Here is a 14,982-nt window from a genome sequence, read left to right on the forward strand (position 1 = left end):
CACTCCACTGGCCACGGCTGGGGCGGCGCACGCCGCCCCAGCCTCGGGGCCCGGGCGCCGCGCCCGCAGCAAAGATCAGGGCGACCGCCGGTTTGCGCTGCTGCTGATGGTGCCCGCCGCCCTGTTCCTGGCGGCCTTCGTGCTCTGGCCGCTCATTCGATTCATCTCGGACAGCTTTTACGAGATCTCGCCATTCGCCGGAGCACCGCGCACCTTCGTGGGCTTCGCCAACTACGCCACCGCCTTCGCTTCAGAGGCATTCCAGTCCGCGTCCGTGCGCACCGTCGTCTACACCCTTGTCGTCGTGGTCGCCGAGTTCGTCCTCGGGCTCGCGGTGGCACTGCTGTTCACGGCGCTAGGCCGCCGGTCGGCGGTGTTCCGCACGATCTTCATGTATCCGCTGATGATCGCACCGGTGGTCGCCGGTCTGCTGTGGCGGTTCCTCCTCATCGACAACTTCGGCATCATCAACCAGTTTCTCTTCGAGGCGCACATCCTCTCCAGCCCCGATCAGATCCAATGGCTCAGCAACCCTGACATCGCCCTGTTCTCGGTCGCGATCCCCGACATCTGGCTGACCACATCGTTCATCACCCTCGTGCTGTTCGCGGGACTGCAGAACGTCCCCGGCGACGTCATCGAGGCGGCGCGCATCGATGGCGCCCGCTATCCGCGAATCCTGTTCAGCATCATCATTCCGCTCCTGCGCCCCGTGATCGCCGTCGCGTTGATCGTGCGCGGTATCGACGCCGCACGTGCATTTGACATCATCCTTATCCAGACCGACGGCGGCCCACAGGGCAGCACGACGACACTCAGCCTGCTCATCTATCGCACCATGACCCGGTTCGGCGACCCGGGCCTGGCGAGCGCGATGGGCACCGTCTACCTGCTGGCAATGCTGGCCGTCGCGATCGCGGCGATCATGCTGATCTGGCGTCCGGGGAGTAGTGCGCGATGAAGCCTCTCGAAACGCGTGGCCGCTCCCGCATCATCCTGTGGGCACTGCTTGCCGTCGCGCTGGTGCTGTACGGCTTCCCCTTCCTGTATCTGGTCCTCACCTCGTTCAAGACGCCGCTGGATGCCATCGCGGTGCCGCCGAGCGTATGGCCGAAGGTCTGGACGCTCGACAACTACGTCGCTGCGCTTTCGCGCGAGGGAGTCCCCGCGGCGTTGATCAACAGTGTCGTGACTGCCGTGATCTCGACGATCCTCTCGCTGGTGCTGGCCGTGCCGGCGGCCTACGCCATCACGCGGTTCCGCACGCCGAGCGGGCGCGTTTTCATAGTCGCGGCCCTTGTTACCCGGATGGTGCCGACGATTGCCGTCGGTGCGCCGCTCGTGGAGATCATGCGGAACCTGGGGATCACCGACACGTCGTTCGGGCTCGCCCTGGCGCACACCACAATCTCGCTACCCCTCTCCATATGGCTGATGGCGAGCTTCTTCGAAGCCGTGCCCGACGAGCTCAGCGAGGCGGCCGAGGTCGACGGGTGCAACCGGCTCCAGGCGATGTGGCGGGTCGTGCTGCCCGTGGTGTCCGGCGGACTGGCGGTGACGGCGATCTTCGCCTTCCTCGCATCGTGGAACGAGTTCCTCTTCGCGCTGCTCCTCACGTCGGTGCGCGCGCAGACGACCCCCGTCGTGATCGCGAACTTCCAGAGTCAGTTCGGGCTCGACTGGGGTGGGATGACCGCTCTGGCCGCCGTGTACTCGATTCCCGTCATCCTGCTCACCCTGTTCCTGCAGCGACACATCGTCGCCGGACTCACTCTCGGCGCTGTCAAGGGCTGAGGACACGCGAAAGAAGCGGACATGACGACCCACAATCGATACGACGTCACGACCTGGCCGCACGGCGACCCGTTCGACGACATCGGAGCGGTGATCAACGACATCATCGACGACATCAAGAGGACCCAGCCGTCGAAGGACGTCCGGGACGGCGGCAAGCCCGGGGCGGTGATCCGCATTCCTCCGGGCGACTACCGCCTCCGCACGCCCGTGCTCATCGATGTCAGCTTCCTCCGGATCGAAGGCGACGGCCACGGCTTCACGTCCTCGAGCATCCGCTTCAACGTGCCCGAGTCCGACCAGGCAGACCTTCACGAGCTGTGGCCAGGGGGAAGCCGCATTCTCGTCGACCTGCCGGGAGATGACGACCTTCCGCCGGCTCACCGCGCGGCGTTCGTGGTCGCCCGTGAGGGCAGCCCGCGGATCAGCTCCGTCGAGTTCGCGAGGTTCTGCATCGACGGACTGCATTTCACCGGCGAGGGTCCTCACGGCAATCCCGAGAACTCCTATCGCAACGGCCGCGTGGGGATCATCGTCACCGAACCCAACGACTCTCTCCGCGTCGTAGAGATGGGGCTCATCTATCTCGAACACGCGCTGTGGATCGAGAAGGCGGACGCGCTCACGGTGCATGACAACTTCATCGCCGAGTGCGGCAACGGAATCGAACTGCGCGGCTGGGGTCAGGCTTCGAAGGTCACCGACAACCTGATCGGCGCGGGGCCCTGGGGCCAATCTATCTACGCGGAGAACCACGGTGGTCTGCTCGTCACCGCGAACAACGTGTTCCCGCGCGGGTCGAGCAGCGTGCACCTGACGGGCGTGAAGCGCTCTTCGGTCACGGCGAACCGTCTGCATTCGTTCTATCCCGGCATGGTCGTCTTCGACGGCGGCAGCGCGGAGAACCTGTTCGGCGCCAATCACCTGTTGCGTGATCTCGAACCCTGGACGCCGTTCAGCGGGGTCGACAACGGCCGGGACGACGACTACGGCCTGATCCGGATCGAAGGCGATGGCAACTCGATCATCGGCAACCACGTCTCCGAGGTCGTCGACCCAGCTGGCGTGCGGCCCGCAGGGTCCACGCCGGTGATCATCCGAATCGCGTCGGGGCACGGCAATCACATCGCGGCCAATCACGCGGTCGCCTCGTCGGTGGTCGCGACGGCCACCGACGAGTGCTTCGAAGGTCAAGTCGATGCGCTCCTTGGTGCAGGGGAGTCCGGCGAACTCGCGGTGACGACCGTGATGGTCGACGCCTCGGCACGCCTGAACACCGTCCTCGACTCGGGCCGTGATGATCAGGTGATCTTGGATGCGCGCACGAACGCCTTCCGTGCCACGCCCGGCATCGCCACACACTCCCCGGAGGACACGCCATGAAGCAGCCCCGCGTCACGATCAAGCAGGTCGCGGCCGAAGCCGGAGTCTCGATCACCACGGTCTCGCACGTGCTGAACGATGTGCCGGGGCTGCGCGTCAACCCGGCGACCAAGCAGCGGATCCTCGAGGTCTCGGGCCGCTTGGGCTACATCCCCAATGGCCTGGCCCAGTCCCTGCGCACACAGCGGTCTCACACGATCGGCTTGATCGGCGATGAGATCGTCACGACGCCCTTCGCCAGCAAGCTCATCCTGGGCGCGCAAGAGGTCGCGCTGGCGCGCGACACGGTGCTCTTCGTCGTCTCCACCGGCTACCAGCGCCACGTCGAAGACCGCGAGATCGAAGAGCTCTTGCGGCGACAGGTCGACGGCATCCTCTACGCCTCGATGTTCCATCGCGCGGTGACCCTGCCGCGTCAGCTCGCCAGCGTGCCGACCGTGTTCCTGAATGCGGAGTGCGCGACGCCGGGCGTGCCGTGGGTAGCGCCCGACGAAGTCGCCGGCGGTCGCGATGCCGCCGAGGTCCTGCTGGAGGCCGGCCACCGGCGACTGGGGTTCATCAACAACGTGGACGACATCCCTGCGTCCTCCGGCCGCCTCGCGGGGTTCCTCCAACGCGTCGAGGAAGCAGGCGTGGATGCGTCGTCGGTGCGCGTCATCTCCGTCGAGTCGGAGCCGGCGGGCGGGTACGCCGCAGCGATGGAACTCCTGGACACACCGGAACGGCCGTCCGGGGTCTTCTGCTTCAACGACCGGCTCGCGCTGGGCGCCTACCGCGCGTGCGCAGAGCTCGGACTTCGCGTCCCCGACGACGTGTCGATCGTGGGATTCGACAACCACGAATACGTGGCCGACGGGGTCTACCCCGGTCTGACCACGATCGAACTGCCCCACTACGACATGGGCGTGTGGGGCGCGGAGCACCTGTTCAGCCTCATCGACGGAGACGCAGACGGCACTGGTGCCGGTGAAGTCGCGGCGGCAGAGTCCGCACTCCTGCGCGGCCCCGTCATCCACCGAGGGTCGGTTTCATCCCCCTCCACCTGACCGCGGGTGGGTCCGAGTCGTATCCCGCAGACTCGCGACCGGGCCCTCCCGCACCTTCGCCCATGACGAAAGAAAGCAGCATGCGACCCACCATCCACTTCACCCCCGCCTCTGGCTGGATCAACGATCCGCACGGCATCACCGCGACCGATGACGGCTACCAGGTGTTCTTCCAATACGTGCCGGGTCGCACGGAATGGGCCCCCGACTGCCACTGGGGCCACGCAACCGGGCGCGACCTGCTCTCGCTACGAGAGAAACAGGTCGCGATCGCGCCCGGAGACGGCGATGACGGGATATGGACCGGATGCATCGTGGGCACCGGAAGGTCGGCGCGCGCGTTTTACACGGCTATTTCCACTCCGGACTTCGGTATCGGTAGAGTGCGCGTCGCCCATCCGGTCGATGACCAGTGGACGGTGTGGGCCAAGGATGATGTGGTCGTCCATGCCCCCGAGGGAATGGATCTGATCGCCTTCCGCGACCCGTTCATCCGTCGCGAGGCCGACGGGTGGCGTATGTTCGTTGGCGGCGCGGATCGGGACGGCACGGCGAGAGCGCTGACCTACACCTCTCGCAATCTCGAGGAATGGAGCTACGACGGCGTTGCGCTGGAACGCAGCACTGCTCTGCACGACCCCGTATGGATGGGTGCGCTCTGGGAATGCCCGCAGGTCTTCGAACTTGGTGACCGGTCCATGCTGATTTCCTCGATCTGGGACGCGGATGTCCTCCACTACGCCGCGTACGCCGTGGGGACGTTCTTGGAGGGGCGCTTCGAAGCCGCCGACTGGACAAAGCTGACCTGGGGTCCGAGTTTGTATGCCCCATCCCTGTTCACCGATGCCGAAGGGGAATTGGCGCTCACCTTCTGGCTACGCGGCATCCGCGGTGAGAATTGGGTCGGCGCGCACAGCATCCCGTACCGCATCGCCGAAGTCGACGGACGACTCGTGGCGACGCCCCACCCGGACGTCGCCGCACATCGGTCCGCCCCCGCCCCCGACGGCGTGGTCGACGGCCTAGCGGCCGACATCGAGTGGTCGCAGCCGGGAGGATCACTCGCGATCTCGTCAGGTGGCGAAGATGCGGTGAGGGTCGAGGTTGACGGAGGCGAAGCCGTCGTGGCGACGAGTACCGATGAGTACCGCATTCCCGTCGACGGTGTCATCCGCATGATCATCGACGGACCGGTCTTGGAGCTGTCATCGTCAGCTGGACTCTTCGCTGCCGCCGTTGAGCCCAAAGGCTCGGATCTCTCCGTGGCGGTATCCGCCGGCACCGTCATGGTCTGCGCACTCTCATGAGCGAGGCACAGCGGGTCCTTGTCATCGGCGAAGCGCTCATCGACGTTGTCGGCGGTGTAGAGATCGTGGGTGGATCACCATCCAACGCAGCTCTCGGACTGGGGCGCCTCGGTGTGAAGGTCGATCTACTCACCGCTCTGGCGAGGGACGAGCGCGGCGAGCGCATTCGCACGCATCTGGAGGATTCCGGCGTGCGCGTTCTGCCCGAATCATTCTCGCTCGAGCGGACCTCGACCGCGCGAGCAACCGTCATGCCCGACGGCAGCGCGGAATACGAGTTCGACGTGACATGGCAGGTTCAGCCCGTCGACGTTTCTGCGTACGGGGTGGTGCATGTCGGTTCCATCGGATCCTTCGTTGAGCCGGGAGCATGCGTGGTCAGGGGTCTGGTTCGCTCTGCGCGACTTGAAGGCGCGCGCGTCACGTTCGATCCGAACGTGCGCCCTGCGCTGCTGGGGTCGCAGGACGCTGTCGCCCGGGCGGATCTCATTGCGCGTTTCTCGGCGGCAGTGAAGCTGAGCGAAGAGGATGCGCAGGCCCTGTACCCGCGCCTCCCCCTCGACAAGGTCGCGGATCGACTGCACGAACTCGGTCCGGACCTTGTTGCCATCACCCGCGGTGGCGATGGATCGATCCTCTCCACCCGCACCGCGAGGGTCGTAGTCGCTGCGCCCTCAGTCGACGTCGTTGACACGGTCGGTGCCGGCGACACCTACATGGCGGCGCTCATCGCCTCGCTACTTGCCGAGGCGGATTGGGACCTCGGGGCAGAGAGGCTGAACCGCCTGGGCGAGTTCTGTGCGACGGCCGCAGCTATCACCGTGGGCCGTTCCGGCGCCGATCTTCCGACTCGGAGCGATCTCGAGCCCACATCGGGACTGCTGCACGGATAGGTGACATCTTGACCTATCCGTGCAGCAGTCCTTTTTCAGTCGTTCGGTCAGTCCTGAGCTAGCCAATCTGACAGTGTGCTCACTGCGCGGCGTCCTTCATCTGTGAGGACGTGTCGGTACGGATCCGAGGCCTCCGAAGTGCCGTGACCGCTCACGCCGGAGAATGCCGCCCACGGGACCCCTGCGTGCTCAGACAGGGTGACGTACGAGTGGCGTAGCCAGTGCGTTGTCGCGAGAGGCTGGTCGACGCCGGCCTTCAGAAGCGCTGCGCGCAGGTGGGCGTTGTCGTCGCTGTTCTCGCGCGGCCGGCCGTCAGGCCGGTGCCAGATCAGGCCATGCGGGTTGGGCCCGCCGTCCTCGTCTATGTACATACGCAACTGCGCCGTGGCTTCTCGCGTCAGCGGGACCTGCCGGGCGGTGTTGTTCTTGGGTCGCACGAATACAAACCGGCCAGAGAGCGGCTCCCAGTCGAGCTCGTCGGAGATATCGATGTGCCGCTGGGGGCAGTTCCCCCCCGCGATTCTTGCCGCAGGTGCCGCCGCAGCCGTGCGTGAAGGTTGCCTCAGTGATCGACCAGGACAAGGTGGCGACGCCGCGCGCTAGGTCGACGTCCTGGTGGCGCAGGGCGCGCGCCTCACCGCTGCGCAGGCCCGTCAACAGTCCTAGCGTCCACCGCGGATCCTCGATAGAGAGAAGATCACGCGCATCCTCACGTCGCAGCGAATCCCGACTGCTGCCTTGTTGTGTACGCCTCGGTGGAGTGAGCATTGCAACGTTCTCCGTGCAGATTCGCTCCGCGCGGCCGTACTCCAGCATGGTGACGAGGGTCCGGTGCACGCTCGAGATGCCTGAGTAGCCGATGCCGGCCGCACGCACGCGCGCGTGGAGGCGACGGACATCAGCAGGAGTCAGCTCTGACACGAGACGCGTCCCGAGGGCCGGCTTGATCTTGGCGTTGACGTTCGAGCGGTAGTTCGCGAGTGTCTTGGGTTTGGCGCGGCTCGACACATCGTCGAGCCACTTGTCGGCGAGCTCGGAGACCCGTGTGGTGCGATCCAGCACCCGCCCCACTGTGTCGCGCTCACGCAACATCTGGTTGAGCTTCTGGACAGCTCCCTCTTTGGTCTTCGACATGCGAGCCTTTTGCAGGCGCTTGCCGGTCACAGGATCGAAGCCATCATCGATCACCGCGCGCCAAAGGCGGCGGGACTCGACCCAATAGAGCGCCCCCTGCCCGTGCTCGCGCGACTTGGCCATGCGTCAATCGTACGCTTTGGTGTACACATCGGTGTACACATACGCATGGCACCACGTGAGGTCCTGTGGCGACCGACCCGCGAAATTATGCGGAAAAGTGGAGGGGATGACGGGAATCGAACCCGCGCTATCAGCTTGGGAAGCTGAAGTTCCCGATGCCGCGCGGCCCATCGCAAGTAGTTGTGCGACAGTGTCCCGAAAGTGTCCCGAGTGGCCCGAGAGAGGCGATGCGGGCGAGTTGTAAGTGTGTTGAGTGCGTGATGAGACGAGCGCGCCGAGGGGGGAAAGCCGAGATCAGGATGGATTTGCGCGCAATGTCGCGGAGGTTGGGTCATCGGTAGCTCAACAGCCGAAGATTGGCATTTCCACCCTGCTAAGGTGGAGTTCCCTTACGGGAACCGAGGGTTCAAGTCCCTCCGTCTCCGCCATGAAGCCCCGGTTACCCGGGGCTTTTCGTTTTCCCGCTATGTGAGCGTCCGCGCGGTCGCGCTCGCGTGCGCGCGGGGCCGTCCTTCGCCCAAGATGTGGCGAGCACGGTACGCGAGTCATCGCCCAGGTATGCCGCCACCTCGTTGACGGGTGCTCCCAGGCGCAGCCAGGTCGATGCGGCGAAATGCCGGAGGGCGTGTCGCTCGAAACCGAGGCGCCGCTCGGCGTGGAGTTCGTCGAGTTCGGTTGACGCACTGGTCGCCTCGGCCGATCGCGGTCTTCCCCGCCTCTATCGTTGACGGATGCCGACGAATCCGTGGCGGGGCATAGGCCTCGATGTCTACGAGTCGCACATGAGTGACCCAGATGTCGGGCAGCTCGCCGCGCTCCTCGGCATCACAGCCGCGCAACTCCGCGACCACCCTTCCCGCAGAGTAGGAATTCGGGGGATCGCTGCCGGCAACGGGTTGGATGCCCTCGATGAGACTGAGGTCGATTCGGTCTCCGGGTATGACATCAATGCGGACTACCTCGAAGCATGCCGGTCGCGATACGAAGCCCGCTTCGGAGACCGAATGCACCTGATCGAATGCTCCATCGACCGCAGCCTGGCCATCACTCCGACCGATCTTCTGATCGCCAACCTGCTCATCGAGTACATCGGCATCGACGAGTTCGCCGCGTTCGTCGCAGCCAACACCACAGCGATCGGCGTGCCCTCCTGCGTCACGCAGCGGAACGGCGAGGTGGGTGTCGTCAGCAAGACGAAGTACTCGTCGGCGTTCGTCGGCCTCGAATCCATCGCCTCGGAGGTCGACCCCGACGCACTCGCCGCCGCGCTGAGCGCGGTCGGGTGGTTCGAGGTGAGTCGCTCGGAGCATCCATTGCCGAACGGCAAGGTGCTCACTCGTCAGGACTTCGCCGCCACATCATGACGGAGCGTGGCCCGCGCCAGACACCAGGACGTCGTCGTGCCGATCGACGAGGCACGACGCGACCTCGCGGCAGTCGCCGCCGCGAATCCCGATGACTGGCCCGCAATGGCGACGGCGCACGCCGCGGTGGAGGGTTCGGCTTCATTCGCTGACGATGATCAGGACGTCCCCCTGAGAGTGCATGGATTCGGCGTATGCGAAAGCTTCTTGGACGTTCCTGATGGTGTGCCAGCTGAGGGGATGGTCTGGAACCGGTCGCCGTATTCGTTCACGAGCATCGCGAAGTGCGACGTGTCTCTCGCGATGAGGCTGACGGAGCGTCCGGCATCCAGGAGCTGCTGCGCAAGATGAGTCGCCGACTCGGTGTCTTGAATCGTATGCATGGTGTGAGGCATGCCATCCGCCTTCTGTAGGCCCAGTCGGTCTACGTATCGAACTAATAGTTAGTCATAACCTAATGGTTAGCCGTGATAGGTTCAAACCCGGAGGTGAGTGATGTGCCCAGGTTGACGTCGGCGGAGCTGATCGAAGAGTTGTCGCTGGAGGGTCGCGGCCTGGCGCGGCTGCTCACTGAGGAGCGCGTCCAGCCCTTCCTCGGCCTCGACCTCACGCTGTCGCAGCTGAAGACCCTCCTCCTCGTCGCGTCAGGGATGGCGCACACGGGCAGGGAGCTCGCCGACCGGCTGCGCGTGAGCGCGCCGAGCGTGTCCGCAGGGGTGGATCGTCTCGTGGAGCTCGGATATCTGAGCCGAGCGGAGTCCGCGAACGATCGGCGGGTGAAGACTCTGGCGCCGACACGACGCGGCTCCGACCTCTACAACGAGATCGTCGATCACCGCGCAGCGTCGGACGAGCTTCTGAGGACCCTCGACCCGGACGACCTCGCCGCGCTGGTCCGAGGAATCAGCGCGCTGCGACGCGCGGCGCAGGTCCACCTCTCGCCCGCGGAACGGTCTAGCTGATCGGCTGAGTGCTCAGCGGGCGACGCCTAGGACCCCGCGGACGACCTCCTCGCCCTGCCCTTCCTGCAGTCGGAGGCTCTGCCCAACCCCGGTGCCGCCTACAGCATCTCGAAGCGCGCCAACCAGGTGCGCGTGCAGGCGGCGCGCCTGGCCTGGGGCAAGCGCGGAGCCCGCGTCAACAGCATCGCCCCGACTCGTCGTTCATCACCGGCACCGACCTGACCGGACGGTGATCGGACCGCCGCGGTTCGTCAGGGGTGTTCCTGGCGGGCGCGGCGCACCAGTCCAGTGAGGCGGTCGCCGCCGGCGACGAAGTTGTTCGAGCTGCTCTCGCCCGAGGTCACGCCCACGACGTACGGCCCGTCGGACCAGAACCCGAACACCGGGCTGCCGGACTGGCCGGGCCAATTGTCGAACGTGTCGCTGAGCAGCACCGTGCCACCGGCATCGGAGTCGTAGTCCTCCTCATCGAGAGCGAAGTCGCGCTGATACGTCGCGAGGTCGCCTGTCCAGCTGAAGTCCTGCGGGTAGCCGATGTTGCGCCAGGGCAGGACCTCGTCGTCCCAGGAGTCGGAGTAGGTGCGCGTGCCGAACCATCCGTAACGGTCGCCGAGACGCTGGTCCAGCACGATGACCGAGTAGTCGTCATCCATGTTCGTCGAGCTGTAATTGGCCGCCGTCACCTTCTGCGTGTAGTACGCCCAGGTGCCGTACGCGGATGCCAGGGAGCTGCCGTTCGTGTACAGCACGTCGACTTTCAGCCATCCGGGCGTCCAGTCGACGCAGTGGCTCGCCGTGAGCACGTGGCGCGGTCCGATGAGCACACCGCTGCCGCTCCAGCCGGAGGGCCGTGTCATCCGCACCAGGCACCGCCACGGGTAGCGGGTGTCGTAGTACACCCAGCGGCCGTCGGGGCTGAAGACCGTCGTCGGGCGAACATCGCGGTCGTCGCGGAAGCCGCGGACCCGCCGCAGCTCCTTCGACAGGCGCGGCCGGATCGCGAGGTCGTCGCGGTCCGCGGGGATCGAGGGTGCAAGCTCGCCCGGCTTCATCTTCGACAGCCCCGTGGTGAGCTTCCTGGCGGGGACGCGCACCAGTTGCGGCGCCGCGCGTTCGATGACCGCCGACCGCGAGCCCGACACCACGACGTTGAAGCGCCACTTGCCGTCCCCCGTGCGCTCGAGCGCGATGTCCGGCTTCTCGTCGGAGTCGACGCTGAGGTCGAACGACGCGGTGATCGGTGTCGGAGGATCCTGTTCGTGTGGCCGCACATCGATGCTGCCGACGCGGAGCTGGCGTTCGTTCAGTGGCGGTTCGGCGCCGTTGCTGTTCTCGTCCATGCTGAGAAGAGCGGCCGGCGGGCCGGAGTGATACACCGGTCCGAGCGCAGGCCCGCCTCCGGCTTGCGCACCACGAGCTCGTAACCGCGGAGTCGCGAACGCGGCCATACCGTGTGCGGCCCGCGCGCGCTACGGTGATCCGGACGAGTGATGGGGAACTCTGCCGGGGGTGATTCGATGTCGACCACGCTTCCGTCGGGGACGCCGCCGACACGCGAAGAACGACCGGCCGACCCGCGCGCGAGGATCCGGCGCGGAGCGTGGCTGATAGTCCTGACGCCGGGGATCGTCGGCCTGCTGGTGTGGGGACTTCTCCTGTTCACGTGGACGATCGACGAGACGCACTTCGACCGCCCGAGCGAGGAGCTCGACGCGCTCGCAGCGCAGGTCGACCGGCTGCCCGGTGTCAGCCAGGTCCAGACAGAGCGGTGGGTCGAGGCGCCGGCTTTCGCGACTCCGACGTCCTGGCTCAGTGCGGTCGTGGATGCGGCGGCGCTGCCACGACTGCTGCGGGCGGCCTGCTCGACCGCGCATCCCGAGCCCCTCACATGGTCCCTTCGTGTGCTGACCGCCGCGGACGCCGAGGTCGCGCTGCACGCGACGTCGGACCCGGCGCGAGGCGCCGGCGGCGACCGGCTCTGCCTCGACTTCGGGTTCGACGCCAAGGCCCTCGTCCACGAGCTGGACCGGGCGGCCCCGGGTCTCGCGATCCAGCCGATGGTGCTCGACGACGGCGGCCTCGCCCTTATCGCTCTCGACGAGGAGGCCCCCGGCGGCTTCAGCCGCCTCCTCCCGCTCGTCGAGCATGCCCCGGATCTCATCGCGGCGGCAGGACTCGACCGGAACATCCAGGTCGAGATCAGCTCCGCCGACCTCGACGTCCAGCTCGCGCCGGGGGAGAGCGATGCGTATCTCGTGCTCCTCACGCGACTCGCCGACGACCTCGCCGTCCGCAGCTTCTGGTCCATCCCCGCAGGCATGGGGCAGGACCGGGTCGACAAGGTCCAGATCGTGGCGCCCGCGGATCAGCACACCGCGATCGAGGACGCCGTCGGGGCGTCCGGGCTCCGCATCGCCGGGGCTCCCATCGGATTCATCGAACCGTGACGGGCCCTGACCGGCCGTGACCCGCAGCCCTCACGGAGCAGGTGACTGCGCCCGCTCGTCGGGATGGTTTGGTGTCCAGCCGTACCAGCCGTCGTCGGTGGCGACGACAGCCCAGTCGCCGCACGCGTACACGCGGTCGATCTTGAAGACGTCGGGGGTGTTGTCGAGGGCGAAGGTCGGGGCCGAACGGCGCTCCACCTCGCCGCACAGCTCCGGGTCGAGGGGCGTGGCGCTGTCGGCGGTCAGGGAGGCGGGATCGCCGTCCGTCTTCTCCCGGATGAGGATCGAGGACGCGTCGGCGGGAAGCCACGGAGCCTCCTTCGACCACTGCTCGACCATCTGGTCGTGCGAGGAGAACTCATGGGATGCCTCGCCGTAGAGCGCGTCGCTCACCGCGGAGCACCCGGTGAGAGAGGTGAGGAGGAGAATCGCGGGGAGCGTCGCGGCCGCTGCGGCGGCGCGTTTCCGGGGTGCTGAAGTCATGCTTCCATCGTCGGGATAACCGCCCCGGCGACGCGTCCGCCCGGCGATGCATCCCGATACCTCTTCAGGATGACCTGGCACCCCGTCGGGATGTCAGCCGGCGGCCGGGGCCACTGTGATGCGCATCACGGTCTTGCTCTTGCCGATGTGACGCTCGAAGGAGAATCCCGCCTTCTCGAACATGGCCCGGGTCCCGTTGTGCAGGAACGACGACGAGGTCCGCTTGCCGGGGGCCAGCTCGTTCGGGAATGACACCACTTCGCCTCCGCCGGCCCGAGCGATCAGCTCGAGCGCACCGTCCAGCGCCTCGCGCGCCACTCCCGACCGCCGGTGGTCGCGGTCGACGAAGAAGCAGGTGATGCGCCACGGCGCCGGCCGGGCCTCGCCGGCGTCGTACTGCTTCCGGTGGTAGATGTTGGGCAGTTCGGCGGGGCTGCCGTATTGGCACCACGCGATCGCGTCGTCCCCGTCGAAGACCAGCGCGGCGTGGGCGACGCCCTCTGCGACGAGCCGCTGCTTGAACGTCGGCCCGTCGTGCTCGCGCTTCACGGTGGACTCCGTGTCGCCGTGGAAGTACGAGCAGTAGCACCCGCCCCAGACGCCGTTGTGCTTCTGCGCGAGCGCGAGCCACGCCGGGAAGGTTTCCGGCGTCAGGGGTCTGATCAGGTGCCCGTCGGCCATGACTGCCTCCTCGCCTCGCCGTACAGTCTGCCGACCGGCTCCGACACGCGTAAGGGGCCGGCATCCGCTCATGATTTCCCGCGACGTCAGGACGGGCCGGGCGCGGAGCGTGCGGGCCGCCACGACGCCCGGGCCGCCGCGCGCAGCCGCCGGAAGTCGGTCGGGTCCATCGCGCGCCGCGACCGCCGGAGCCCGTCCGCGGCGGCGCGGGCGAAGACGGCGTGCTGCGAGGGGATCTGCGCGGCCAGTGCAGCCAGGCACTTCTGGAGCCGGATCTGCACCTCCACCATCCGGGCACCGTCGCGCGCGAGGGGACGGAACGCGTCGGTGACGAGATCGTCGATGCTCGGCGCCGTCATCCAGACGCGCGTGAATTCGACGTCGCCGCGTGCCCCTGAGCTCCGGTCGGGGATGATGCCGAACACGCGCTGCAGTGCGGCGATGACCTCGATCGCCGTGCCCGGGTCGTTGGTTCCCGGTGAGAGGGCGCGGCTGCCGATCTCGCTGAGGGCGATGACGCCGAGGCGGGGGTCCTGCTCGAAGTCACGATGGGATGCCAATCGGAAGGCGCGGCGGATGCCGTGCGCCACGGCGTCGTCCGGGTTGCGATCCAGCGTCACCAGGGGATGTGCGGCATCCGCCACGGTCCCCGGGATGGCTTCGACGCAGATCTCCAGGTCGTGCTCGTGGGCGACGCGATCGAGGGCGGCCACGTCGATGTGCTGGACGTAGCCGATCCGCTCGGCGAGGACCGGAACCGTCATGTCGAATCGGCGTCCCCGCCGCGCCCCGCGGGTGGGACTCTCGATGTACGTGGCGAGAGACGCCGTCGCCGCCTCCTCCACGCGGTCGATGACATCCGACATCCTTCCGAAGTTCGCGAGGTGCGCGATCCAGCGGAGCAGGGTCACGACGATGATGCCGACGACCACGAGCGTCCCGATGAAGAGGATCGTCCTTCCCTGCTCCGTGTAGTAGCCGGTCGAGAGGGCGATGATGCCGACGAGCGCGAAGACGAAGGCGCCGATGAAGGTGGAGAGTGCGTTCTGCGAGGTCGGGTCGGCGATCAGGAGCTTGGTCGACCGGGGCGTGGCGATCGTGGTCGCCGAGGAGTACGCCGTGACCATCGCCGTTACGGAGAACGTCGTCGCCGTCAGCATGGCGGTCGCGATGATCTGCAGGACCGAGTCGACGGCGTTCTGTCCCAGCTCGATGGACAAGGAGAACGGCAGGAGAGAGCCGATGAATCCCGCGGCCAGAGCGAACCCGATGGCGATCGCGGTGAAGAGCGTCGCGCGCACCCACACCTTCTGAATGACGCGTGCCAGAACGACACGCACGGTGGATGCGGATGGCCGGCTCATG

14 protein-coding genes, 1 tRNA gene and 1 pseudogene are annotated in these 14,982 nt (G+C 66.9%); 10 read left to right on the top strand and 6 right to left on the bottom strand.

Translation table 11 applies throughout. From position 1 onward, the window contains the following. Positions 1 to 106: 106 nt before the first annotated feature. From MSA03_RS07805 to MSA03_RS07830, 6 genes are all read left to right on the top strand, one after another. Positions 107 to 961, top strand: a complete 855-nt coding sequence (locus MSA03_RS07805) for a carbohydrate ABC transporter permease (RefSeq protein ID WP_147050437.1) — start codon at positions 107 to 109, stop codon at positions 959 to 961. After that, positions 958 to 1,794 carry a carbohydrate ABC transporter permease gene (locus tag MSA03_RS07810; protein ID WP_147050270.1) on the top strand — a complete coding sequence of 279 codons (837 nt, stop codon included), beginning with the start codon at positions 958 to 960 and terminating at the stop codon, positions 1,792 to 1,794. The genes MSA03_RS07805 and MSA03_RS07810 overlap by 4 nt, the downstream gene beginning before the upstream one ends. Positions 1,795 to 1,815: 21 nt before the next feature. Continuing rightward, positions 1,816 to 3,177 (top strand): NosD domain-containing protein, encoded by a 1,362-nt coding sequence (locus MSA03_RS07815; protein ID WP_147050271.1) that lies wholly within the window; start codon positions 1,816 to 1,818, stop codon positions 3,175 to 3,177. Further along, positions 3,174 to 4,223 (top strand): LacI family DNA-binding transcriptional regulator, encoded by a 1,050-nt coding sequence (locus MSA03_RS07820; protein WP_147050272.1) that lies wholly within the window; start codon positions 3,174 to 3,176, stop codon positions 4,221 to 4,223. The genes MSA03_RS07815 and MSA03_RS07820 overlap by 4 nt, the downstream gene beginning before the upstream one ends. Positions 4,224 to 4,303: 80 nt before the next feature. After that, entirely contained in the window at positions 4,304 to 5,530 is a 1,227-nt protein-coding gene (locus MSA03_RS07825) for a glycoside hydrolase family 32 protein (protein ID WP_170245470.1), read from the top strand. Next, positions 5,527 to 6,423: a PfkB family carbohydrate kinase gene (locus MSA03_RS07830; protein ID WP_147050274.1), complete on the top strand. Its 897-nt coding sequence runs from the start codon at positions 5,527 to 5,529 to the stop codon at positions 6,421 to 6,423. Before MSA03_RS07825 ends, MSA03_RS07830 begins: the two co-directional genes overlap by 4 nt. Before the next feature lie 47 nt (positions 6,424 to 6,470). On the opposite strand, the gene MSA03_RS14685 is transcribed toward MSA03_RS07830, so the two are convergent. Together MSA03_RS14685 and MSA03_RS14690 are read right to left on the bottom strand one after the other, a co-directional pair. Then, positions 6,471 to 6,860: a tyrosine-type recombinase/integrase gene (locus MSA03_RS14685; RefSeq protein ID WP_371863087.1), complete on the bottom strand. Its 390-nt coding sequence runs from the start codon at positions 6,858 to 6,860 to the stop codon at positions 6,471 to 6,473. 460 nt (positions 6,861 to 7,320) lie between these two features. After that, positions 7,321 to 7,680: pseudogene (locus MSA03_RS14690) on the bottom strand (N-terminal phage integrase SAM-like domain-containing protein); the annotation flags it as partial. Between the two features lie 321 nt (positions 7,681 to 8,001). Here MSA03_RS14690 and MSA03_RS14340 point away from each other — a divergent pair. The 3 genes from MSA03_RS14340 to MSA03_RS07855 all read left to right on the top strand — a co-directional run bounded on the left by MSA03_RS14340 (position 8,002) and on the right by MSA03_RS07855 (position 10,006). Then, positions 8,002 to 8,108: transfer RNA gene (locus MSA03_RS14340), tRNA-OTHER, on the top strand. 354 nt (positions 8,109 to 8,462) lie between these two features. Further along, on the top strand, positions 8,463 to 9,044 hold the full coding sequence (locus tag MSA03_RS07850; RefSeq protein ID WP_244946365.1) for a hypothetical protein: 582 nt from the start codon (positions 8,463 to 8,465) through the stop codon (positions 9,042 to 9,044). A gap of 488 nt (positions 9,045 to 9,532) precedes the next feature. Then, positions 9,533 to 10,006 (top strand): MarR family winged helix-turn-helix transcriptional regulator, encoded by a 474-nt coding sequence (locus tag MSA03_RS07855; protein WP_218028808.1) that lies wholly within the window; start codon positions 9,533 to 9,535, stop codon positions 10,004 to 10,006. Between the two features lie 251 nt (positions 10,007 to 10,257). On the opposite strand, the gene MSA03_RS07860 is transcribed toward MSA03_RS07855, so the two are convergent. After that, on the bottom strand, positions 10,258 to 11,346 hold the full coding sequence (locus MSA03_RS07860) for a trypsin-like serine peptidase (RefSeq protein WP_170245471.1): 1,089 nt from the start codon (positions 11,344 to 11,346) through the stop codon (positions 10,258 to 10,260). Between the two features lie 177 nt (positions 11,347 to 11,523). On the opposite strand from MSA03_RS07860, the gene MSA03_RS07865 reads away from it, so the two are divergent. Further along, positions 11,524 to 12,453 (top strand): hypothetical protein, encoded by a 930-nt coding sequence (locus MSA03_RS07865; RefSeq protein WP_147050279.1) that lies wholly within the window; start codon positions 11,524 to 11,526, stop codon positions 12,451 to 12,453. A 30-nt stretch (positions 12,454 to 12,483) separates the two neighbouring features. Here the strand turns inward: MSA03_RS07865 and MSA03_RS07870 are convergent, their stop codons facing one another. The 3 genes from MSA03_RS07870 to MSA03_RS07880 all read right to left on the bottom strand — a co-directional run bounded on the left by MSA03_RS07870 (position 12,484) and on the right by MSA03_RS07880 (position 14,981). After that, on the bottom strand, positions 12,484 to 12,936 hold the full coding sequence (locus tag MSA03_RS07870) for a hypothetical protein (RefSeq protein WP_147050280.1): 453 nt from the start codon (positions 12,934 to 12,936) through the stop codon (positions 12,484 to 12,486). A gap of 93 nt (positions 12,937 to 13,029) precedes the next feature. Next, positions 13,030 to 13,617 carry a GNAT family N-acetyltransferase gene (locus tag MSA03_RS07875; RefSeq protein WP_147050281.1) on the bottom strand — a complete coding sequence of 196 codons (588 nt, stop codon included), beginning with the start codon at positions 13,615 to 13,617 and terminating at the stop codon, positions 13,030 to 13,032. Positions 13,618 to 13,703: 86 nt separating this feature from the next. Continuing rightward, the gene (locus tag MSA03_RS07880; RefSeq protein WP_147050282.1) at positions 13,704 to 14,981 is read right to left on the bottom strand and encodes a DUF2254 domain-containing protein; all 1,278 of its coding nucleotides are present in this window, start codon (positions 14,979 to 14,981) and stop codon (positions 13,704 to 13,706) included. Position 14,982: the final 1 nt, after the last annotated feature.

The sequence above is a fragment of the Microbacterium saccharophilum genome, assembly GCF_007992455.1.
Lineage (GTDB): Bacteria > Actinomycetota > Actinomycetes > Actinomycetales > Microbacteriaceae > Microbacterium > Microbacterium saccharophilum.